Below are 21,925 nucleotides of genomic sequence, written 5' to 3'. Positions count from 1 at the left end.
CGACCGTCCCCGTACCGCACGGCAGGATCGTGCGCACCAGCCCGGCACGGGGCCGGGAGCCGGTCCGCGGCGACCGGCCCGGCGACGACCGTCCGGACCCGACCCGGACCGGCCACCCGAGGGGACCCCATGACCATCGACACACGCACACCCGCCCGTACCGGCGCGCTTCCCGGCCCGGACACCGCGGACCGCACCCGGGCCGCCGTGCTGGAGTTCCTGGCCCGGACCCAGGAGGGCGACCCCGAGCGGATCGCCGCGCTGTTCGCCCCCGAGGTCGCCTGGACGATCGCCGAGAACCCGGCCGTCCCCTGGATTCGCCCGCGCCGCACCCGCGCCGATGTGGCCGGCCACTTCCGTGAGCTGGCCGAGGGCCGGCGGGCCGACCCGGAGGGCACCAGCGTCGACGCGATCACGGTGGACGGGGAGGACGCCCTGCTCAGCGGCCGGCTGGCGGGCACGGTCCACGCGACCGGGAAACCGTTCGCCTCCCCCTTCACCCTGGGTCTCACGGTCCGCGACGGTCTGATCGTCCGCTACCACGTCGTCGAGGACGCCCTCGCCATCGCGGCGGCCTGCACTCCCGGCTGACCGGGCCGAGGACCGGACCGGAGCGGTCCGGTCAGCCCAGCACCACGACCTCGTCGGCCGCGAAGACCACCCCGACCTCGGCCCCCTCCGCCGGGACATCACGCAGCGGAACCTCCGCCTCCAGGGGAGGGCCGGCGGCGGGCCGCAGCCGCATCGCCACATGGTGGCCCCGGAACGTGCCCGACTCGGCGATACAGCGCAGCCCCTCCCCGGGAGCGGTGACCCGGACGCCTCCGGGGCGCACCAGAACCGTGCGCTCCCCCTCCGGGGAGCCCTCCGGCACCGGGAGCCGGCCCCACACCGTCTCCGCCGAACCCCCGGCGACCGTCGCCGGCACCACATTGTCGAAGCCCAGGAAGCGGGCCACGAACTCGTCGGCGGGCCGCCGCCAGACCTCCAGCGGGGTGCCCGCCTGGGCGATGGCGCCGTCCCGCATCACCACGACCCGGTCGGCGAGCGCGAAGGCCTCGCCCTGGTCGTGGGTGACGGCGAGCACCGTGGTGCCCAGCCGGCCGAACAGCTCGCGCAGCTCGATCACCAGCCGCTCCCGCAGTCCCCGGTCGAGCTGGCCGAGCGGCTCGTCCAGCATCAGCAGCCGGGGCTCGGGGGCCAGCGCACGCGCCAGCGCCACCCGCTGCTGCTCCCCGCCGGAGAGCGCGGCGATGGAGCGGCGGCCTGCTCCGGGCAGCCCCACCAGCTCCAGCAGCTCCGTGACCCGGCGCTCCCGCTCGGCCCGTCCGGCCCCGCGCATCCGCAGCCCGAAGGCGACATTGCCGCCGACATCGTGCTGCGGGAAGAGCTGATGGTCCTGGAACATCAGCCCGAGCCCGCGCCGGTGCACCGGCACACCCGACTGGTCGGCGCCGTCCAGCAGCACCCGGCCCGCGTCCGTGCCCTGGAGTCCGGCCACCGCCCTGAGCAGGGTGGACTTCCCGCTGCCGCTCGGCCCGAGCACACAGACGACCTCGTGCTCGGCGACCCTCAGACCGACCGAGTCGAGCGCCTGCCGCGCCCCGAAGCGCACGGTCACCCCGTCAAGCTCCAGCAACGCCATCAGAACTCCCCAGCAGTGGAACCACGGACCCGGGTCCTCTCCAGTACCAGCAGCGCCACCGCGCACACCACCATCAGAATCGTGCTCAGGGCCATCGCCTGCCCGTAGTTCAGCTCCCCGGGCCGGCCCAGCAGCCGGGCCACCGCCACCGGGAGGGTGGGGTGGTCGGGGCGGGCGATGAAGACGGTCGCCCCGAACTCACCGAGCGAGACCGCGAAGGCGAACCCGGCGGCGATCAGCAGGGCCCTGCGGACCAGCGGGAAGTCGACCTCGCGCCACACCCGCAGCGGGGAGGCGCCCAGCACCGCGGCGGCCTCCCGCAGCCGCCCGTCCACCGCGCGCAGCACGGGCAGCATGGTCCGTACGACAAAGGGGACCCCGACCAGGGCCTGCGCGAGCGGCACCAGAATCCAGGAGGTCCGCAGATCGAGCGGCGGCTCGTCGAGCGTGATCAGGAATCCGAAGCCGACCGTCACCGCCGACACCCCGAGCGGCAGCATCAGCAGCGCGTCGAAGCCCCGCACCAGCCGTCCGGCCCGCCGGGTGAGGGCGGCGGCGGCGAGGCCGCCGACGGTCACGGCGATGGCGGTGGCCGCCAGGGCGTACTGGAGGGAGTTCCACAGCGCGTCGATCGGCGGTACGAGGAAGACCGCGCCGCGCTCGTCGAGGGTGCCGAGGGCCCGGTAGTAGTCCAGGCCGTAGCCCCCGGGGGTGTCGAAGGAGCGCTCGATCAGCACCACGAGCGGGGTGAGCAGCAGAGCCGCGATGGTGGTGAGCACCCCGCCGAACAGGGCCCACTGCGCCGCGCCGCGCGGACGGCGCGCGGTCCGCGCGGGGTCCACCAGCTTCAGCGCGGTCTCCCGGCGCCGGACGGTCCGGGCGTGCACGGCGAGCACGGCGCCGACCGCGGCGAACTGGACCAGGGTGAGCACGGCGGCCGTGCGCAGATCCAGGAGCTGGGCGGTCTGCCGGTAGATCTCCACCTCCAGGGTGGCGAAGGCCGGTCCGCCGAGGATCTGGACGACGCCGAAGGAGGTGAAGGTGAAGAGGAAGACCATCAGCGCGGCGGCGGCGATCGCCGGGGCCAGCGCCGGGAGTGTCACCCGCCGCCAGGCCGTGAACCTGCCCGCGCCCAGCACCCGGGCGGCCTCCTCCTGGCGCGGGTCCAGCTGGGCCCAGAGCCCGCCCACGGTCCGGACGACGACGGCGTAGTTGAAGAAGACATGGGCCAGCAGGATGGCCCAGACGCTGGTGTCGAGCCGGATGCCCCACAGCTCGTCCAGGACTCCGCCGCGCCCGAGGAGGGCGAGGAAGGCGCTGCCGACGACGACGGTCGGCAGCACGAACGGCACGGTGACGGCGGCCCGCAGCAGCCGTTTGCCGGGGAAGTCGTAGCGGGCGAGGACATACGCGCCGGGAAGGGCGATCAGCAGGGTGAGCGCGGTGGAGGCCAGGGCCTGCCAGGTGGTGAACCAGAGCACCCGCTGGAGATCGGCCCGGCCGAGCACCTCGCCGATCTGCCCGAACTGCCACACTCCGCCCAGCCGCAGACCCCGGCCGACGATGGCGGCGACGGGGTAGGCGAAGAAGACGGCGAGGAACGCGACGGGCACGGCCATCAGAGCGAGCCGCGACGCGACGCCCCTGGCCCCGCCCGCCCCGGCCGGGGTCCGCCCGGCCGGGGCCCCGGGGGCTGGTGCCGCTACTTCACGACGAGCGAGGACCACGACTGGACCCACTGCTCCCGGTTGTCGGCGATCTTCTGGGGGGCGAGGGTCTCCGGCTTGTCGACCACCGCGCCGAACTCGGTGAACAGCTCGGGCAGCTTCGCGTCCTTGATCACCGGATTGACGAACATGTTCAGCGGCATGTCCTCCTGGAAGTCGCGGGAGATCAGGAAGTCCAGCAGCGCCTTGCCGCCCGCCTCGTTCTTCGCGCCCTTGAGCAGCCCGGCGAACTCGATCTGGCGGAAGCAGGTGCCGGTGGCGACGCCGGTGGGGGCCTCGGACGGCTGGGGCTTGGAGTAGAGGACCTCGACGGGCGGGCTGGAGGCGTAGGAGACGACCAGCGGCCGGTCGGCCTTGGCCTTCCGGCCGCCGGCGGAGCCGGAGAACTCCTCGTTGTAGGCCTGGTCCCAGCCGTCGACGACCTTGACGCCGTTGTCCTTGAGCTTCTTCCAGTAGTCCTGCCAGCCGTCGTCGCCGTAGCGGGCGACCGTGCCGAGGACGAAGCCGAGGCCCGGGGAGGAGGTGGCCGCGTTCTCCACCACCAGCAGATCGCGGTACTCGGGCTTGATCAGGTCGTCGAAGCTCTCCGGGGGCGCCAGCTTCTTGTCGGTGAAGTACTTCTTGTCGTAGTTGACGCAGATGTCGCCGGTGTCGACGGGGGTCACCCGGTGCTTCTCGCGGTCGAGCCGCACCGCGCTCTCGACCCGGTCGAGGCCCTTGGCCTCGTACGGGGTGAAGAGCCCGTTGTCGAGCGCGCGCGAGAGGAGGGTGTTGTCGACGCCGAAGAACACATCGCCCTGGGGAGCGCCCTTGGTGAGGATCTCCTTGTTCAGCGCGGAGCCGGCGTCCCCGCTCTTGAGCACCTTGACCCGGTAGCCGGTCTCCTTGGTGAACTGCTTCAGCACGGCGGGCGAGGCGGCGAACGACTCATGGCTGACGAGGGTGACGGTCTTAGAGGTGGAGCCGGATTCCCCGGAGTCCCCGGAGCCGCCGGACGAGGAGCCGCCGCCGCAGGCCGCGAGCGCGGTGACGCCCAGCGCGGCGGCGAGCGCGGTGACGGTGATCTTCTTGGTTCTCACTGAGATTCCTCCTGGAGTGACCAGGAAGAGACGCGGCCCTGCCCGGATCTCTCGGAGAATCCGGGCAGGGCGCAACAGCTTGAGTAACGACCGAACTTCCTACCCGGAATGACCCGGGCGAGGTTCAGAGGGTCTGCGGTCTGATGGGTACCGCACTCTCAGCGCTGTGGCGCTCCCCTGTCGGAAATATGCAGATGTCATCCCTGCGGATGTTGGAGCCCAGAGTACAAGGTCCGCGATCCGCGGTGGCAGGGCCCTGTCAGCGGGGGCACCGGCCGACGTGGCCGGGCGGAGCCCGGGCTCAGCGGTGCCGGTGCCTCAGCGCTCGGCGGCGGCGAGCTGGCCGCACGCGCCGTCGATCTCCTGGCCCCGGGTGTCCCGCACGGTCACCGGCACCCCGTGGGCGGCGATGGCCTCGACGAACGCCTTCTCGTCCTCCGGCCGGGACGCGGTCCACTTGGACCCCGGCGTCGGGTTGAGCGGGATCAGGTTCACATGGACCCGCCGGCCCTTGAGGAGACGGCCGAGGAGGTCGCCGCGCCACGCCTGGTCGTTGATGTCGCGGATCAGGGCGTACTCGATGGAGACCCGGCGGCCGGACTTCTCCGCGTACTCCCAGGCGGCGTCCAGGACCTCGCGGACCTTCCAGCGCGTGTTGACCGGGACGAGGGTGTCGCGCAGCTCGTCGTCGGGCGCGTGGAGCGAAACGGCGAGCCGGCACTTGAAGCCCTCGTCCGCGAACCGCAGCATCGCGGGCACCAGGCCGACGGTGGAGACGGTGATGCCGCGCTGGGTGATGCCGAGCCCGTCGGGCTCCGGGTCGGTGAGGCGGCGGATGGCGCCCACGACCCGCTTGTAGTTGGCCAGCGGCTCGCCCATCCCCATGAAGACGATGTTCGACAGCCGGGCCGGTCCCCCGGGGACCTCGCCGTCGCGGAGCGCGCGCATGCCGTCGACGATCTGGTGGACGATCTCGGCGGTGGACAGATTGCGGTCCAGGCCCGCCTGTCCGGTGGCGCAGAAGGGGCAGTTCATCCCGCAGCCGGCCTGGGACGAGATGCACATGGTGACCCGGTCCGGGTAGCGCATCAGCACCGACTCGACGAGGGTGCCGTCGTGCAGGCGCCACAGGGTCTTGCGGGTGGTGTCGTCGTCGCAGGAGATATGGCGGACGACGGACATCAGATCGGGAAGCAGCTCCGAGGCCAGCTTCTCCCGCGCGGCGGCCGGGATGTCGGTCCACTGGGCCGGGTCGTGGGCGTACCGCGCGAAGTAGTGCTGTGAGAGCTGCTTGGCGCGGAACGGCTTCTCGCCGATCGCGGCGACGGCGTCCTTGCGCTCGGCGGGCGTGAGGTCGGCGAGGTGCCGCGGGGGCTTCTTGGCTCCGCGGGGCGCGACAAAGGTCAATTCTCCGGGCTTGGGCATGGTCTCTCCAGTGTCGCAGAGATACGACAAGGGGCTCGCCACCCTGTGGACAACGAGCCCCTCAGCCCTGATTCAGCCTGATTCACCATGGAAAAGCGCAGGTCAGCCGCTACCCACAAAGATCACCAGCAGCAGCCAGACCACCGGTGCCGTCGGCAGCAGCGAATCCAGCCGGTCCATGATGCCGCCGTGGCCCGGGAGCAGCGTCCCCATGTCCTTGATGCCGAGATCGCGCTTGATCATCGACTCGCCCAGGTCGCCGAGGGTGGCGCTGGCCGCGACCGCGAGCCCCAGCAGCAGCCCCTGCCACCAGGCTCCGCCGTCGACCAGGAACTCCATGCACAGCGCGCCCGCCGCCATCGCGAACACCACCGCTCCGAGCAGGCCCTCGCGGGTCTTGCCGGGGCTGATGCGCGGAGCGAGCCGGTGCTTGCCGAAGCGCCAGCCCACCGCGTACGCCCCGGTGTCGCTGACCACGGTCAGCACCAGGAAGGTGAGCACCCGCTCCGAGCCGTCGTCGGCCTTGAGCATCAGGGCCACGAAGGTCGCCAGGAACGGCACGTAGAACGTGGCGAAGACCCCGGCGGTGACATCCCGCAGATAGTCCTCGGGCGGCTCGGTCATCCGCCACACCAGGACGGCGAGGGCGGTGAGCGCCATGGCGACCCAGGCTCCCTCCGCGCCCCTGACGTACCCGGCCACGACCATCGCCGCGCCGCCGAGGGCGAGCGGCACCAGCGGCGCCTTGATCTGCTTGCGCTCCGCCAGCCGGGAGGTCAGCTCCCACAGGCCGACGACCACGGCGACCACGACCACCCCGACGAAGATCGACTTCACGGTGAAGAGCGAGGTCACGATGACGGCGCAGAGCCCGACTCCGACCCCTATGGCCGCCCGGAGGTCCCGGCCCGCGCTCTTCCGCTCCCGGACGGTCCGCTGGGACCGTCCGGCGCGGCCGGCCGGGCCCCTGGCCCGCCGGCGCTGCGGCTCGGGCGGCTGGTCCATGGGCTCCTGCGGAGACGGGTCGGGGAACGGGGGTCCGCTTCGCCGAGCGGCCCCCCGGTCGCGAGCGTTGCGGCTGTCGCGGCCATCACTGTCGTCGGCGTCTCTACCTGCGTCGGGAAAGTCCGGCACGATGGGCATGGGCCGAGTCTGCTGTGCCTCATGCCCATCGTAGGCGGGACCCGCCGAGGCGGGACCCTGGTCGGACGGTCGCAGGCCCCCGACATAGTCGGCCCTCGGCGGGGCCCCCCAGGAAGAGTCGTTCATCAGACTTCGAGCAGCTCGGCTTCCTTGTGCTTCAGCAGCTCGTCCACCTGCGCGACGTACTTCGCGGTGGTGTCGTCGAGCTCCTTCTCCGCACGGCGGCCCTCGTCCTCGCCGACCTCGCCGTCCTTGACGAGCTTGTCGATGGACTCCTTGGCCTTGCGGCGCACCGAGCGGATCGAGATCTTGGAGTCCTCGGCCTTGCTCTTGGCGACCTTGATGTAGTCGCGGCGGCGCTCCTCGGTCAGCTCGGGGAACGTCACTCGGATGATGTTGCCGTCGTTGCTCGGGTTGACACCGAGGTCGGAGTCGCGGATCGCCTGCTCGATGTTGCGCAGCGCGGTCTTGTCGAACGGGGTCACCACGGCCATCCGCGGCTCCGGCACCGAGAACGAGGCCAGCTGGTTGATCGGGGTCAGCGCACCGTAGTAGTCCGCCACGATCTTGTTGAACATCGCCGGGTGCGCACGTCCGGTGCGGATCGCGGCGAAGTCCTCCTTGGCGACGACGACGGCCTTCTCCATCTTCTCCTCGGCCTCGAGGAGGGTCTCTTCGATCACCACTTGCTCCTGCGTGTCTTGAGTAGGCTGTGGTCCCCCCGTACCAGAGGCCACGGGAAAACTGTCTGGCCGGCGGAACTGTGTCGCGTCTTTCCTGCACGGTGTCCGACCGGCAGGACTTTGTCCATTCCCCGGACGGCCCTACCGGCCCGTCCCTGGAGTCCCGGGAAGTCAGGCCCGGGTGCCCTGGTCGCTCACCAGCGTGCCGATCTTCTCACCCTTGACGGCCCGCGCGATATTGCCCTCGGTGAGAAGTTCGAAGACCAGGATCGGCAGGGCGTTGTCGCGGCAGAGGGTGATCGCGGTGGCGTCGGCGACCCGGAGGTCCCGGGTGATCACCTCCGCGTACTCCAGCGCGTCGAACTTCACCGCGTCCGGGTTGGCCTTCGGGTCGGAGTCGTAGACCCCGTCGACACCGTTCTTGCCCATGAGCAGGGCCTCGGCGTCGATCTCCAGCGCGCGCTGGGCGGCTGTGGTGTCGGTGGAGAAGTAGGGCATGCCCATGCCGGCGCCGAAGATGACGACCCGGCCCTTCTCCAGATGGCGCACGGCCCGCAGCGGAATGTACGGCTCCGCGACCTGGCCCATGGTGATGGCGGTCTGGACCCGGGAGTCGATGCCCTCCTTCTCCAGGAAGTCCTGGAGCGCGAGGCAGTTCATCACGGTGCCGAGCATGCCCATGTAGTCGGAGCGGGCCCGGTCCATTCCGCGCACCTGAAGCTCGGCGCCGCGGAAGAAGTTGCCGCCCCCGATGACGATCGCGATCTGCGCACCGTCGCGGACGACCGCGGCGATCTCGCGGGCGATGGCGTGCACCACATCGGGGTCGACGCCGAGTCCCCCGCCGCCGGAGAACGCCTCACCCGACAGCTTCAGCATGAAGCGGCCGGCGCCCTTCTTCACGTCATGCTTCCCGTCGTGGTCGCTGTTGTCGCCGGCAGCCTGGTTGGCGTCCGCGCCCTTGTTCATGGAGATCTCCTCGTGCACATACGAAGAAGGCCATCGCCGTGGGTACTGATGTCCCTGTCGGCAATGGCCTCCTCGTCAGAACTGCGGTCGTCCGGCGCTTCAACGCCGCGGTGCCGCATGACACCCGCGGCCGTTGACAGCGTGGGAAACCCTAGCGGGCCCCCGGGCCGATCGCGTACTCGCCGTAACTCTCGCTCAGGCGCCGACGCGGATGCGCGCGAAGCGCGTCAGCGTGACACCGGCCTCGTCAAGAACCTTCTTGACGGACTTCTTGTTGTCCTTCGCGAACGGCTGGTCAAGGAGGGTGACCTCCTTGAAGAAGCCGTTGACGCGACCCTCGACGATCTTCGGGAGGGCGGCCTCGGGCTTGCCCTCCTCGCGCGAGGTGGCCTCGGCGACGCGACGCTCGTTCTCGACGACGTCGGCCGGGACCTCGTCACGGGTGAGGTACTTCGGGGCGAAGGCGGCGATGTGCTGCGCGACGTCCTTGGCGATCTCGGCGTTCTCCTTGTCCAGCTCGACCAGGACGCCGACCTGCGGCGGGAGGTCGGGCATGGTGCGGTGCATGTACACACCGACGTATCCACCGGAGAACTGGGCGAAGCGCTCCAGGACGATCTTCTCGCCCAGGTTGGCGTTGGCCTCGTCGACGTACGCCTGGACCGTCTTGCCGGCCTCGATCTCGGACGCGAGCAGCGCGTCGAGGTCGGCCGGGGAGGTCGCGGCGACGTGCTGGGCGAGCGTGTTGGCGACGGCCTGGAACTTGTCACCCTTGGCGACGAAGTCGGTCTCGCACTTCAGCTCCAGCAGCACGCCGGAGGTCTTGTCCTCGGAGATGAGGGAGACGACGGCGCCGTTCTCGGCACTGCGGCTCTCGCGCTTGGCCACGCCCTTCTGGCCCTTGACGCGGAGCACCTCAACGGCCTTGTCGACGTCGCCGTCGGCCTCGACCAGCGCCTTCTTGCAGTCCATCATGCCGGCGCCGGTCAGCTCGCGGAGCTTCTTGACGTCAGCGGCGGTGTAGTTCGCCATGTCCTTGAGTCTCTTCTCGAAAAGTCGAAATTCGAAGATCAGCCGCAGTTCGGAGGGTCTGACGGCGATCTACGGGTGAGCGGCGGGGGCCGGTGTCGCCACCGTCCCCCGCCGTTCACCTACCGAAGCTGTGCGACGCGGTCAGGCCTGCTCGGCGTCCGCGGCGGGCTTCTCGGCCTCGGCCTCGGCCGCGGGGGCCTCGGCGGCGGCCGGAGCCTCGGCGGCGTCGGCCTCGGGGGCCTCGGCGGCCGGGGCCTCGGCAGCGTCGGCGGGCTTCTCGTCGGCGGACTCGTCCGCCTTCTTCTCACCCTCGAGCAGGTCGCGCTCCCACTCGGCGAGGGGCTCGCCGGCGGCCTTCTCGCCCGGCTTGGAGTCACCGGTGGCGACGCCGGAACGGGCGATGAGGCCCTCGGCGACGGCGTCGGCGATCACGCGGGTGAGCAGGGTGACGGAGCGGATCGCGTCGTCGTTGCCCGGGATCTTGTAGTCGACCTCGTCGGGGTCGCAGTTGGTGTCGAGGATCGCGACGACCGGGATGTGGAGCTTGCGCGCCTCACCGACGGCGATGTGCTCCTTCTTGGTGTCCACGATCCAGACGGCGCTGGGCACCTTCTGCATCTCGCGGATACCGCCGAGGGTCTTCTCCAGCTTGGCCTTCTCGCGGGAGAGGACCAGCAGCTCCTTCTTGGTGAGGCCGGACGCGGCCACATCCTCGAAGTCGATCTGCTCAAGCTCCTTGAGGCGCTGCAGACGCTTGTAGACGGTGGAGAAGTTGGTCAGCATGCCACCCAGCCAGCGCTGGTTGACGTACGGCATGCCCACGCGGGTCGCCTGCTCGGCGATCGCCTCCTGGGCCTGCTTCTTGGTGCCGACGAACATGATCGAGCCGCCGTGGGCGACGGTCTCCTTGACGAACTCGTAGGCGCGGTCGATGTACGACAGCGACTGGAGCAGGTCGATGATGTAGATGCCGTTGCGCTCGGTGAAGATGAAGCGCTTCATCTTCGGGTTCCAGCGACGGGTCTGGTGACCGAAGTGGACGCCGCTTTCCAGCAGCTCCCGCATCGTGACGACGGCCATGGCCGTATCTCCTTGGATTCTCGGTTATGTCCTGACGCCCCGACGCGCCGTGCCACAGAGGACCGAGGAGCGCGGCCACCGGCCTGGAGAGGCTGAGTGGTGGCGGGGCGTGCGAAGTCGACCCGGTGACCCGGATCGCCAGAAGAAGTGTACGGGACGGGCGCGGTGCCGGGTGACGGCACTGTCCACAACCTGCCGGTTCTGCACAGATCGGGTCCATGATCCGCCCGCGTGGGGCCGGTCGCGGGACGGTCGGTGCCATGAGAAACGGACTCTCCCTTCTCCCGGCGCTGCTGTCGCTGCTCGCCCTGGCGGGGGTGGTGCCGGCGGTTTCCGGACAGCCACCGCCGGTGGAGGGCCCCGGCGGGGTGACCACCGCCGCGGCCCGCGAGGTCGGCGTTGGCCGGGGTGAATCGCCCCGGAGCTGGCCGGTGGGCCCGCCGCGCCCACGGGTGGTACGTGGCTGGGAACCGCCCTCGTCCCCGTACGGGCCCGGGCACCGGGGCGTGGATCTGGCGGCCCCGCCCGGCACGGTGGTGCGGGCCGCGGCGGCGGGGCGGATCGCCTTCGCGGGCCGGGTGGCGGGGCGCGGTGTGCTGACCATCACGCTCGGTGGCGCGTCCGGCGCGAGTGGGCGGGGCGGGCCGCTGCGGATCACCCTTGAGCCGGTCACCGCGGTGCCGGCGGTGGGCACGGAGGTGGCGGCGGGCGAGAAGGTGGGCCGGGTCCCGCCGGGCCCGTCGCACTGTGTCACGGGCTGTCTGCACTGGGGCCTCCTGCGCGGACGGGAGTATCTGGACCCGCTCTCGCTGCTGCCGCCGGAACTGCTGCGCCGCCCCCCGTCCAGGCTGCTGCCGGTGACGGGCACCGCGCCCCTGGCCGGCGACCGCCGGGCCCGGAGGGCGGGGGTCAGGCGAGGACACCCCGGAGCGCCATGGAGACGGCGGCGTCCGCGATGGTCCCGGGCTCCTCTGCGGCACCCAGCTCGATCCGCCGGACAGCCGCGTCCACCACGCCCTGGAGCAGCATCGCCGCCAGCCGGGGCTGTTCGTGCCCCAGGTCGGCCAGGGCCTCGACGATCATCGCGATCAGCCCGCCGTGCGCGGCGCGGATCTTCTCCCGCGCGCCCGCGTCCAGCTCACTCGCGGAGATGGCGACCACCGCGCGGTGCCGCCGGTCCCCGACGAGGTCGAGCTGGCTCCGCACATAGGCCTCGATCTTGCCGTCGGCGGTGCCGGCGCGCTCCATCGCGGCCTCGACCTCCGCCGCCCAGACGGGGAAGTCGACGGCGCAGAGCTCCTCGACCACCGCCGCCCGGGAGCGGAAGTACTCGTACACGGACGACCTGGCGAGACCCGTGCGCTCGGCGAGGGCGGGGAAGGTCAGGGCCTCCGTACCCCCCTCGGACAGCAGGGAGCGCGCGGCGTCGAGCAGGGCGTCGCGCTGCATGGTCCGGTGCTCGGCCACGGAGGCCGCTCGAATCCTGGGCACGTCTCCACTTTACGGATGCCGCGCAAGACCCGGCCATCCTTCCGTCTCAGCGGCCCACGTCGGCCAGCTTCGCCCGGAGCTGGAGGACGGACTTTGTGTGGATCTGACTCACCCTGCTCTCGGTGACGCCGAGCACATTGCCGATCTCCGCGAGGGTGAGGCCCTCGTAGTAGTAGAGGGTGACCACGGTCTTCTCCCGGTCGGGGAGGGTGTTGATGGCGCGGGCGAGCAGCCGGCGCAGCTCGCGGTCCTCGGCCACCTCGACCGGGTTGTCGGCCGCGGTGTCCTCCAGGGTGTCCATCAGGCTGAGCCGGTCGCCGCCCTCGCCCCCCACATGGAGCAGCTCCTCCAGCGCGACCACATTGGCCAGGGACAACTGGCTGAAGACGGCGTGGAGTTCCTCCACCGCGATACCCATCTCACCGGCGACCTCGCTCTCCGACGGGGTGCGTCTGAGCTGGGCCTCCAGCGTGGCGTAGGCGCGCTCCACGGCCCGCGCCTTCTGCCGGACGGAGCGGGGAATCCAGTCGAGGGCGCGCAGTTCGTCGATCATCGCCCCGCGGATGCGGGTGATGGCGTAGGTCTCGAACTTGATGGAGCGCTCGATGTCGAACTTCTCGATGGCGTCGATGAGTCCGAAGACCCCGGAGGAGACGAAGTCGGCCTGCTCGACATTGGACGGCAGGCCGACGCTCACCCGGCCGGCCACGTACTTCACCAGGGGTGAGTAGTGGAGGATCAGCTGCTCCCGCAGCCGCTCGTCCCCGGTGGCCTTGTACGACCGCCACAACTCCTCGACCGACGTGGGGGCGGGGGGACGCACGGTGCCACGGGCAGCGGGGGGCACCGCCGCGCGGTCAGACCCGGAGGTGTGCTGGGGCATGCGTTGCCTTGAGCCGTTCTGCCGTGAGGGGACTCGGGGAGGGTGAGCGGACGTGCTGCTGGGCCGGGGAGTGTGAGCGTAGCGTGACTATGTGGTCGCTGTGGGCGAAGAGTGGAGGAAACCCCCTCTCCAGGGCACCGGCGCGCGTCGGCGCCCACGGCCGGACCGGCCCGGCCGCGCTCCGGCCCCGGGGCGTCGCCGATGCTGTCGCGCCGGGGCGGTCTCCATACCTTTTCACCCGAATGCTCCAGGTCAAGACCCGCCTCGCCGGGCGTTCGAACGGTGAAGCGCTTGAAGGGTCAACCGCCAACTGTCGCCCTGCCGTTCGACGAAGCCCAGCGCGTGCAGCTCGTAGAGCCTGCCGAGCGCGTCGTCGGTGGTCGTTCCCGCGGCGCGGGCGAGGTGTGTGCCGTCGACGGCGCCTCGCGCGGGGAGCGCCTCCAGGACCCGGGCGGTGCGCGGGTCCAGCAGATCCCGGGGGAGCACCGGTCCCCTTCGGCGCGGGGCCAGCTCACCCATCTCCCCGATCAGTTCCACGACTTCGTCCGCGTCGGTGACCAGTACCGCCTCACCGCGCAGCAGTTCGTGCACTCCGGCCGAGAGACCGCTGGTGGCCGGGCCGGGGACGCCCATGGTGTGGCGGGAGAGCCGCCGCGCGTGGCGCGCGGTGACCAGGGAGCCGCTGCGGTACTCGGCCTCCACGACGACCGTGCCCCGGGTGAGGGCCGCGATCACCCGGTTGCGGAGCACGAATCTGCTGGGCGTGGGGTGGTCGCCCGGGGGCAATTCACCGACGATCAGCCCTTGTTCGGCGATCCGGGCGATCAACTCGGCGTGACCCCGGGGATAGACGACATCGACCCCGCAGGCGAGCACGGCGACGGTGGCGCCGCCGGCCGAGAGCGCGCCCCGGTGCGCGGCGGCGTCGATCCCGAACGCGGCTCCCGACACCACCACCCAGCCGCGCTCGGCGAGCCCCGCGCCGAGGGTGGCCGCCATGTGAGCGCCGTAGGGGGTGCAGGCGCGGGCGCCGACGACGGCGACGGACCGCACCGCCCAGGTCCGCAGCCCGAACCGGCCCCGGGTCCACAGCCCGATGGGGCGGCCGTCCCCCAGGTCGTCGAGTTGACTGGGCCACTCGGGATCACCCGGGCAGATGAAGCGGCCTCCGGCGGCGGCGATGGCCGCCAGGTCCCGGTGGGGGTCGGCGGCGGCGGCCCTGGCGCGGTAGCCCGCGAGCCGGCGCTCGGTGGCGCCGGGGAGCAGGTCGGCCGCGGAACCGGGGGCGGAGAGCCGGTCCAGGAGCCCCCGGGCCCCGAACGCGCGCAGCCACCGCCCGCCGCGTTCGTCCCCCGGTTCGATCACCCGCGTCAGCACCACCCGGGCGAGCCGCTCCCCGTCCCCTGCTCCCGGCCCGCCCTCCGGGACCGCATCACGCCGCGGAGGCACGGCCCGGCCCGGCTGCCGGGCCCCGGGGCCGGAGCGTGCCGGAGCGGCGGCCCCGCCCCCGGCCCCGCCCCGGTTCTCGGCCCCAACCCGGCCCTCGGCCCCACCCCGGCCGCCAGGCACACCCTGGCCCTCGGCTCCACTTCGCCCCCCGGCCCCGCCCCGGTTCTCGGCCCCGCCCCGGCCGCCGGGCTCAGCCCGGCCCCCGGCGGGCTCCGGGGGCGTGACCGGGGTGCCGGGCCCGCCGGGGCCCGGGCCCCTCATGGGCCCTTCCTCTCGGGCGCCGGCAGCGGCGCCCCGCGGGCGACCCCGGTGCGCAGTTCGAGCGCCAGGCCGACATCGGCCGCCGCCGGGCGGTCGCGGCCCGAGAGATCCGCGAGGCTCCAGGCCACCCGGAGGACCCGGTCGAGACCGCGCGCGGTGAGCAGCCCGCGCTCCATGTCCCGCTCGGCGGCGGCGAGCGCCCCGGGAGCCACGGACCAGCGGGTGCGCAGCTCATGCCCGGGGACCTCGCTGTTGACGGTCCAGGGCGTGCCGCGCAGCCGGGCGGCGGCGCGCTCCCGCGCGGCGCGGACCCGCTCGGCGACCGCCGCCGTCGGCTCGCCCCGGCCGCTCCCGGAGCCCCGGCCCAGCAGATCGGCGCGGTCGACGGGCTCCACCCGCACCCGCAGATCGACCCGGTCGAGCAGGGGCCCGGAGAGCCGCGCCTGATATCGGCGGATCACCGACGGCGGGCACTCACAGCCCCCGGTCCGCAGCCCATGCCTCCCGCAGGGGCAGGGATTGGCGGCCAGCACCAGCAGAAAGCGCGCCGGCAGCCGCACCACTCCCCCGCTGCGGGCCACCACCACATGCCCGGCCTCCAGCGGCTGCCGCAGGGCGTCCAGCGCCTTGCTCGTGAACTCGGGGCTCTCGTCCAGAAAGAGCACCCCGCGATGGGCCAGCGAGACCGCTCCGGGCCTCGGCAGACCGTTTCCCCCGCCGACCAGGGAGGGCATGGTGGCCGAGTGGTGCGGGGCGCAGTACGGCGGGGTGCGGACCAGGGGCTCACCGGGCGGCAGGATGCCCGCCACCGAGTGGACGGCGGTGACCTCCAGCGACTCCTGCCGGGTGAGCGCCGGCAGCACCCCGGGCAGCCGCTCGGCCAGCATGGTCTTGCCGGCTCCCGGCGGCCCGTGGAGCATCAGATGGTGGCCGCCGGCCGCCGCGACCTCCAGGGCCCTGCGGGCCATGTGCTGACCCGCGACATCGGCGAGGTCGGGACCGTCGGCCGGGGTGGCCGCAAGCCCGGTGCCGACCCCCGCGCCCGGGACCAGCAGCCCCGCGAGCATGGGGTCCGGGCTGCCCTCGGGCACCGGTTCCTCCTGCGGGACCGGCTCGTCGGAGAGGACCGCGATGAGCTGCCGCAGGCTCCGCACCCCCAGCACCGAGATCCCGGGCACCAGCGCGGCCTCCCCCGCCGTCTGTTCGGGCACGACGACCTGGCGGTACCCCGCCTCGGCCGCCGCGAGCACGGCGGGCAGCACCCCGCGCACCGGCCGCACCCGGCCGTCGAGTCCCAGCTCCCCGATCAGCACCAGATCGGCGATCGCCGCGGGATCGAGGCGTTCGGAGGCGGCGAGGACCGCGCTGGCCACCGCGAGATCGAAGCCGCTGCCGCTCTTGGGCACGGACGCGGGGCTGAGTCCCACGGTGAGCTTCCGCTGGGGCCACTCCGCCCCGGAGTTGACGACCGCCGCTCTGACGCGGTCACGGCTCTCCACCAGGCTCTTGTCCGGCAGTCCGATGAGCGCGAACGCGGCCACCCCGCGCTCCAGATCGGCCTGGACCTCCACCACCACGCCCTCGACGCCCACCAGCGCCACCGAGCACGTACGCGCGAACCCCATCACGCCACCCCCCGGGCGTGCTCCAGGCGCGCGGCACCGCGCCGGGGCAGCACCACGCCGACGAGGTCGATCCGGACCCCGGCGGGCGGCGGATCGTCGTGACGCTCCAGCCAGCAGGCGGCGAGCCGTCTCAGCCGCTCGGCCTTGGCGGGGGTGACCGCCGCCATCGGCTGCCCGAAGGGACCCGGTCTGCGGGTCTTGACCTCGCAGACCACCACCGTGTCGCCGTCCCGGGCGACGATGTCGATCTCACCCGCCCGCCCGCACCGCCAGTTCCTCGCGAGAACCGTCATCCCGGCCTCGGTCAGCAGCCGCGCCGCCAACTCCTCGCCGTACCGCCCCAGTGCCCCCGTCGCGTTCATCCCGGCACCACCTCCGGGACCGACTGTGCCGCGCGGGAGTCTCAGCCGTGGATCTTGGTGGACAACCCGGCGCCTGTGGACAACTCAGCCACCCGGAAGTTCGAGATCGCTCTTGTTCAGCTCCTCGATGTTCACATCCTTGAAGGTGAGCACCCGTACCTGCTTGACGAATCTGGCCGGCCGGTACATGTCCCAGACCCATGCGTCCGCCATCGAGACCTCGAAGAAGACCTCACCCTGTACCGAGTGGACCTGCATTTCGTAGTCATTGGTGAGATAGAAGCGGCGCTCGGTCTCGATCACGTATTTGAACAGCCCGACGACATCTCGATACTCCCGGTAGAGCTTCAGCTCCATCTCGGTCTCGTACTTCTCGAGGTCCTCGGCGCTCATGGCATGTTCCCCTTCAGCCGTGCGTCCCCCAATGATGCGCCCGGCGCTCCCGCCCCTAGACGATTTCCGGAGCGAGGACGACAGGCGTGCTCGGAGGGCCCTCGTCGAGCAGCGTGCGCAGCAGCCCGGCGAGCTTGGTCGGGTACACCGTCTCACGCGCTGACGACAGTTCGGCGGAAGTCCACCACCTCAGCCCCGTGACGCTGCGCCGCTCCAGCTCCGTCAGACCGCCCGGGGCGGTAACAGTCTGCGCCGTACGTCCGAGGAAGTACCACTCGTCCTGATTCCAGCGGCGTCCGTCGAAGGGAAAGGAGCAGGTACGCCGCCACAGCACCGGTCCGAGGTCCACCTCGGTGATCCCGGTCTCCTCGGCCAGCTCCCGCAGCGCGGCCTCCTCGCGGGTCTCGGTGCCCTCCACACCGCCCCCGGGGGTGAACCACCAGTTGTCGGAGGGGTCGCCCGGCTCGAAACCGTGCATCAGCAGAACGCGGTCCCGCGGATCGAGCAGCACAACCCGCGCGACCCGGCGCAGCGCGCCGTCGAAGGCCGGCTCACCGGACACCGGCCGCCGCCCTCCCGGCCCGCCCGCGGGCAGCCCGCCGCGCGACCGGCCCGTACAGCGCTCCGCCGACGATCAGCACCGCTCCCGCGATCACCGAGGAGAGGACCAGCCGCACCGGCCCGGGTTCGGAGATCCCGCCGGGCAGTTCCGCGAAGCCCTCCGGCCGTTCGATCACTCCTCTGCCGAGCGGCCAGGCCACGGCGTCGAGCCGTCCGGTCACCGCCGACCTGGGCACGGACCCCTGCCCGGGGTCCGCCAGACGGGTGCGGGAGTCCAGCGACCCCATCCGTTCGTCGCCGAGCAGAAAGAGATGCCCGTCCGGGACCTCGGCGGTGAATCCGTCCGGGGAGGCGGGCCCGGACCCGGCGCGGTACGGCTCCTCGACGGCCCGGCCGTTGACGGTCAGCCTGCCGTCGTCGCCGCAGCAGGCGACCTCGTCACCGCCGATCCCGACCACGCGCTTCACCATCGGGCTGCCGCCCCAGGAGGCGTCCCGGAAGACCACCACATCGCCGCGGCGCACCCGGTCGCCGTCGATCCGCTGGGCCAGCACCCGGTCGCCCGCCGCCACGGTCGGCGTCATGGAATCGGTCGGCACCGTGTACGGCTGGTAGACCACCGCGCCCCAGACGAAGCCACCGAGGAAGAGCACAGAACCGGCGGCCACAGCCAGGCCCGACAGCGTACTGCCGAGCCGGCCGCGGCCGCCGTCCTCGCGTTCCGAACCCATCGCGCGCGCTCCCCACCCTCGCAGACGCGGCCCCGGGGCGGCGGCCCCGGCGATCCGCGCTCTGGGACGGCACCCTACCGGGCGGTATCCCCGGCGGTCAGCCTCTTCCGGCGCCAGAGCACGAGGGGCAGCGCGCCCAGGGTGCCCATCGCCAGCGGGGCGGACGAGACGGCGACGGACGCCGCCGCGTTGAGCCCGGGCTGGTCGAAGGTGGAGGGGACCGGGAGCGTCGACCAGCGGTCGATCGGCCAGGCCACCACGAAGGCGCGCCCGACGACCTCGTCGACCGGCACGAAGCCGTCGTTCACATCCTCCATGTGGTAGCGGGAGTCCCGGGAGTTCTGCCGGTGGTCGCCCATGACCCAGATCCGGTCGTCCGGCACCTTGAACGGGCCGAAGGGCTGGTCGTCGCAGGGGGTGTCGCCGGGGAAGATGTACGACTCGTCCAGCGCCTTGCCGTTGACCTTGACCGGGCCGCCCTTGCGGCACTCCACGGTGTCGCCCCCGACCGCGATCGTCCGCTTGATCAGGTCCTTCTCCTCGGCCGACGGCATCAGACCGATGAAGCTCAGAAACTTCTGGAGGGCGTTGGGATCGGGGGTGGGCTCGCCGTCGAGCCAGCCGCCCGGGTCGTGGAAGACCACGACCTCGCCGCGCTCCGGCTCGGAGCCGAACCACGGGGTGAGCTTGTCCACCAGCACCCGGTCACCGCGCTGCAGGGTGTTCTGCATCGAGTCCGAGGGAATCGAGAACGCCTGCACCAGGAATGTCTTGATCAGCAGCGCCAGCACCAGCGCGATACCGATCAGCAGCGGCAGTTCCTTCCAGAACGACCGCTGGGCCGGCCGTCCGCGACGGCCGCCGCCGGGGCCGTCGTCGTCCGGGCCGCCGTCTGCCGGGGGCGGCCCCGACGGATCGTCGCCCGCCACGGGCGCCGGTGACTGCGCGGGCTCCCCCGGCCTGTCCTCCGGCTGTTCGTGTCCGGACCGTGCGCCGACCGCCACGTCCCCCACATCCACTCCTCACTCCGTGCGAACCGCCTGCCCCGAATGAGAAGCAGGCCCACTACTCCCATAACGAGCGGGAGTTCCGCAGGGATCGGGAGCAGGACCATTCCGTTTCGATCCTCGGAAGACACACTATTCGACACCCGCTCCGTTCCGCTCGGCGCGGCGGCCGTCGCGGCCCCCGCTTCCGGGACGGATGCGAAGGTCTCGGACGCCCCCAGCCCGCTCCAGTGGCCGATCGGCCAGGCGATGACGAAGGCCCGGCCCACCACCTCGTCCTCGGAGACCGTGCCCCGGTGCTTCCCGTCGAGGTGGAACCGGGAGTCGGCCGAATTGGACCGGTGGTCCCCCATCACGAAGAGCCGCCCCTCGGGGACCTCGACCTCGAACGTCAGCGACGACGGGTCGTTCCCCGGCTTCAGATACGGCTCGGTCAGCGGCACTCCGTTGACGGTGACCCGGCCGTCCTCCGCGCAGCACCTCACGGTGTCGCCGCCGACCGCGATCACCCGCTTGATCAGGTCCTGCCGGTCGTCGGACGGCAGCAGGCCGATCTGGGTCAGCCCCTGCCTGAGCTGGGCCAGAACCACCGGGTCCGCGCGCTCGGGAGCGCTGTCCTCCGCCTGGAGCCACCCCCCGGGGTCCTTGAAGACCACCACGTCACCGCGCTCGGGCTCCGAGCCGAACCAGGGGGTGAGCTTGTCCACCAGCACCCGGTCGTCGATCCGGATCGTGGGCTCCATCGAGCCCGAGGGGATGACGAATGCCTGGACCAGGAAGGTCTTCAGCACCAGCGCGATCACCAGCGCCGCCCCGATGAGCAGCGGGATCTCCCGCACGGCCGACCGGCGGCGCCTGCGGGACACCTTCCGGGCGAGTCTGCGGCGCTCGGCCCGGCCGGGCAGGGGCCTGGAGCCGTCCGTGGCGTCCGTGGCGCACGCGCCCGGCGTGCCGTCGGCGGAGCCGGTGCGGGCCGGCGGCCGGGGGCCGGCCCGGTGGCTCCCGGGGCGCCCCCGGCTACCCATGGCCCCCACCGGGACCCGGCGGGGCACCGGTGCGTCCGGCGGCCCCCGGGTGCCCCCCGGAGGGCGCGTCCGGGACGCGCGCGAAGGCGTCGGTACGGTCCAGGGAGGCCCAGCGCCCCATCGGCCAGCCGATCCACTCCGCCCGCCCGACGACCCTCTCCACGGGCACCATCCCGCCGCCGGGGGACCCCAGGTGGTCGCGGGAGTCCCGGGAGTTGCCGCGGTGGTCCCCGAGGACCCAGAGCCGCTCCCCGGGGACGACGATGTCGAAGGCGACCTCGGACGGGGCGTCCCCGGGGTGCAGATACCCCTCGTCGAGCGAGGTGCCGTTCACCTGGAGCCGGCCCGCGCTGTCGCAGCAGACGACCCGGTCGCCGCCCACGCCCACCACGCGCTTGACGAAGTCGGTCTCGGCGGGCTCGGCGAGACCGAGGGCCGCCAGCACCCCCTGGGCCGCGGCACCCACCGGGTTCTCCTCCACCGGGCCCCGGACGAAGGAGCCCCGGCCGTCGAAGACGATCAGGTCCCCGCGCTCGGGGGCCGTGCCGAAGCGGTACGCGAGCTTGTTCACCAGCACCCGGTCGCCGACCCGGATCGTGGGCTCCATGGAGGAGCTGGGGATCTGGAAGGGCTGCACCACGAACCGGCTGAAGAGCAGGACTCCGGCGGTGACGGCGACGGCCTGGAGCAGCACCCTGCGCCAGGAGCCGCGCGACGGCCCGCCCCGGCCCGGGAGCAGCCGTGAACGCACAGAGCGCGACCGCTCGCCCTCGTCCCCACTGCCGGGGGCCGAGGAGGGGTCGCGCTCTGTGTTCTTCGCTGCGGTGTCCATACAGGGGCGAAGCCTATCCGGCCGCGCCCCGGACCCGGAGGTGGTGTGAGCCGGGGCCCACACCACTCCGCGCGCTGTGAGCCGGGGCTCAGTTGTCGCGCTTCTCCTTGATCTTCGCGGCCTTGCCGCGCAGCTCACGGAGGTAGTAGAGCTTGGCACGGCGGACGGCGCCACGGCTGACCAGCTCGATCTTCTCGAAGATCGGGCTGTGCACCGGGAAGGTCCGCTCGACACCGACGGAGAAGGACACCTTGCGGACCGTGAAGGTCTCGCTGACGCCCGCGCCCTGGCGGCGGATGACAACACCCTTGAACTGCTGGATACGGGAGCGGTTGCCCTCGATGACGCGAACGTGGACGTTCACGGTGTCACCGGGACGGAACGCGGGGACGTCGGACCGCAGCGATGCGGTGTTGACGGCGTCGAGCACGTGCGACATATTCGTCTGCTTTCTTCGCGATGCCACAGGTCATCAGCGGGAGAGATGATGAGATTCAGGGGCCGTCGCGTCGGAGCGGGCGT

General features: G+C 72.2%; 21 protein-coding genes and 2 pseudogenes. 2 read left to right on the top strand and 21 right to left on the bottom strand.

The window, feature by feature from the left end:
• Positions 1–129: 129 nt before the first annotated feature.
• Positions 130–591: a nuclear transport factor 2 family protein gene (locus tag ACWCRA_RS33485; RefSeq protein ID WP_451069329.1), complete on the top strand. Its 462-nt coding sequence runs from the start codon at positions 130–132 to the stop codon at positions 589–591.
• A 31-nt stretch (positions 592–622) separates the two neighbouring features.
• Here the strand turns inward: ACWCRA_RS33485 and ACWCRA_RS33480 are convergent, their stop codons facing one another.
• From ACWCRA_RS33480 to rpsB, 9 genes are all read right to left on the bottom strand, one after another.
• Positions 623–1,645, bottom strand: a complete 1,023-nt coding sequence (locus ACWCRA_RS33480; RefSeq protein WP_351546364.1) for an ABC transporter ATP-binding protein — start codon at positions 1,643–1,645, stop codon at positions 623–625.
• Positions 1,645–3,372: an ABC transporter permease gene (locus ACWCRA_RS33475; RefSeq protein ID WP_451069328.1), complete on the bottom strand. Its 1,728-nt coding sequence runs from the start codon at positions 3,370–3,372 to the stop codon at positions 1,645–1,647. Before ACWCRA_RS33475 ends, ACWCRA_RS33480 begins: the two co-directional genes overlap by 1 nt.
• Positions 3,348–4,451 (bottom strand): thiamine ABC transporter substrate-binding protein, encoded by a 1,104-nt coding sequence (locus tag ACWCRA_RS33470; protein ID WP_351546370.1) that lies wholly within the window; start codon positions 4,449–4,451, stop codon positions 3,348–3,350. Before ACWCRA_RS33470 ends, ACWCRA_RS33475 begins: the two co-directional genes overlap by 25 nt.
• Positions 4,452–4,769: 318 nt before the next feature.
• Positions 4,770–5,876 (bottom strand): 23S rRNA (adenine(2503)-C(2))-methyltransferase RlmN, encoded by a 1,107-nt coding sequence (rlmN, locus tag ACWCRA_RS33465; protein WP_351546373.1) that lies wholly within the window; start codon positions 5,874–5,876, stop codon positions 4,770–4,772.
• Between the two features lie 102 nt (positions 5,877–5,978).
• Positions 5,979–7,145 carry a phosphatidate cytidylyltransferase gene (locus tag ACWCRA_RS33460; RefSeq protein WP_451069327.1) on the bottom strand — a complete coding sequence of 389 codons (1,167 nt, stop codon included), beginning with the start codon at positions 7,143–7,145 and terminating at the stop codon, positions 5,979–5,981.
• Complete coding sequence (gene frr, locus ACWCRA_RS33455; protein WP_351546379.1) at positions 7,145–7,702, bottom strand: ribosome recycling factor; 558 nt, start codon at positions 7,700–7,702, stop codon at positions 7,145–7,147. Before frr ends, ACWCRA_RS33460 begins: the two co-directional genes overlap by 1 nt.
• Before the next feature lie 171 nt (positions 7,703–7,873).
• On the bottom strand, positions 7,874–8,671 hold the full coding sequence (gene pyrH / locus ACWCRA_RS33450) for a UMP kinase (RefSeq protein ID WP_351546382.1): 798 nt from the start codon (positions 8,669–8,671) through the stop codon (positions 7,874–7,876).
• Between the two features lie 195 nt (positions 8,672–8,866).
• Complete coding sequence (gene tsf / locus ACWCRA_RS33445; protein WP_351546385.1) at positions 8,867–9,703, bottom strand: translation elongation factor Ts; 837 nt, start codon at positions 9,701–9,703, stop codon at positions 8,867–8,869.
• A 141-nt stretch (positions 9,704–9,844) separates the two neighbouring features.
• Positions 9,845–10,783 (bottom strand): 30S ribosomal protein S2, encoded by a 939-nt coding sequence (gene rpsB, locus ACWCRA_RS33440; RefSeq protein WP_351546386.1) that lies wholly within the window; start codon positions 10,781–10,783, stop codon positions 9,845–9,847.
• A 218-nt stretch (positions 10,784–11,001) separates the two neighbouring features.
• On the opposite strand from rpsB, the pseudogene ACWCRA_RS33435 reads away from it, so the two are divergent.
• Positions 11,002–11,526: pseudogene (locus ACWCRA_RS33435) on the top strand (M23 family peptidase); the annotation flags it as partial.
• A 166-nt stretch (positions 11,527–11,692) separates the two neighbouring features.
• On the opposite strand, the gene ACWCRA_RS33430 reads toward ACWCRA_RS33435, so the two are convergent.
• From ACWCRA_RS33430 to rplS, 12 genes and pseudogenes are all read right to left on the bottom strand, one after another.
• The gene (locus tag ACWCRA_RS33430) at positions 11,693–12,250 is read right to left on the bottom strand and encodes a TetR/AcrR family transcriptional regulator (RefSeq protein ID WP_351546538.1); all 558 of its coding nucleotides are present in this window, start codon (positions 12,248–12,250) and stop codon (positions 11,693–11,695) included.
• A 70-nt stretch (positions 12,251–12,320) separates the two neighbouring features.
• The gene (gene whiG, locus ACWCRA_RS33425; RefSeq protein ID WP_351546388.1) at positions 12,321–13,157 is read right to left on the bottom strand and encodes an RNA polymerase sigma factor WhiG; all 837 of its coding nucleotides are present in this window, start codon (positions 13,155–13,157) and stop codon (positions 12,321–12,323) included.
• A 252-nt stretch (positions 13,158–13,409) separates the two neighbouring features.
• Entirely contained in the window at positions 13,410–14,537 is a 1,128-nt protein-coding gene (gene dprA / locus ACWCRA_RS33420; protein WP_451069326.1) for a DNA-processing protein DprA, read from the bottom strand.
• 326 nt (positions 14,538–14,863) lie between these two features.
• Positions 14,864–16,492: a YifB family Mg chelatase-like AAA ATPase gene (locus tag ACWCRA_RS33415; RefSeq protein ID WP_451069325.1), complete on the bottom strand. Its 1,629-nt coding sequence runs from the start codon at positions 16,490–16,492 to the stop codon at positions 14,864–14,866.
• Positions 16,492–16,854: a YraN family protein gene (locus tag ACWCRA_RS33410; protein ID WP_451069324.1), complete on the bottom strand. Its 363-nt coding sequence runs from the start codon at positions 16,852–16,854 to the stop codon at positions 16,492–16,494. Before ACWCRA_RS33410 ends, ACWCRA_RS33415 begins: the two co-directional genes overlap by 1 nt.
• Positions 16,855–16,938: 84 nt before the next feature.
• Complete coding sequence (locus tag ACWCRA_RS33405) at positions 16,939–17,247, bottom strand: DUF2469 domain-containing protein (protein WP_003965949.1); 309 nt, start codon at positions 17,245–17,247, stop codon at positions 16,939–16,941.
• Positions 17,248–17,302: 55 nt separating this feature from the next.
• Positions 17,303–17,809 (bottom strand): NUDIX hydrolase, encoded by a 507-nt coding sequence (locus ACWCRA_RS33400; RefSeq protein WP_451069323.1) that lies wholly within the window; start codon positions 17,807–17,809, stop codon positions 17,303–17,305.
• Complete coding sequence (gene lepB, locus ACWCRA_RS33395) at positions 17,799–18,539, bottom strand: signal peptidase I (protein ID WP_351546403.1); 741 nt, start codon at positions 18,537–18,539, stop codon at positions 17,799–17,801. Before lepB (ACWCRA_RS33395) ends, ACWCRA_RS33400 begins: the two co-directional genes overlap by 11 nt.
• Before the next feature lie 74 nt (positions 18,540–18,613).
• Positions 18,614–19,543, bottom strand: a complete 930-nt coding sequence (gene lepB / locus ACWCRA_RS33390; protein WP_351546406.1) for a signal peptidase I — start codon at positions 19,541–19,543, stop codon at positions 18,614–18,616.
• Positions 19,461–20,571 (bottom strand): annotated as a pseudogene (gene lepB, locus ACWCRA_RS33385) (signal peptidase I); the annotation flags it as partial. The gene lepB (ACWCRA_RS33390) and the pseudogene lepB (ACWCRA_RS33385), both read right to left, overlap by 83 nt.
• Positions 20,564–21,403 carry a signal peptidase I gene (gene lepB / locus ACWCRA_RS33380; RefSeq protein WP_351546409.1) on the bottom strand — a complete coding sequence of 280 codons (840 nt, stop codon included), beginning with the start codon at positions 21,401–21,403 and terminating at the stop codon, positions 20,564–20,566. The gene lepB (ACWCRA_RS33380) and the pseudogene lepB (ACWCRA_RS33385), both read right to left, overlap by 8 nt.
• Positions 21,404–21,491: 88 nt before the next feature.
• The gene (gene rplS / locus ACWCRA_RS33375; protein WP_351546412.1) at positions 21,492–21,842 is read right to left on the bottom strand and encodes a 50S ribosomal protein L19; all 351 of its coding nucleotides are present in this window, start codon (positions 21,840–21,842) and stop codon (positions 21,492–21,494) included.
• Positions 21,843–21,925 lie beyond the last annotated feature (83 nt).

Source organism: Streptomyces sp. NPDC001889, assembly GCF_053594535.1.
The sequence above is the reverse complement of the archived record's forward strand: the minus strand, read 5'-3'. Positions and strand labels throughout refer to the sequence as shown.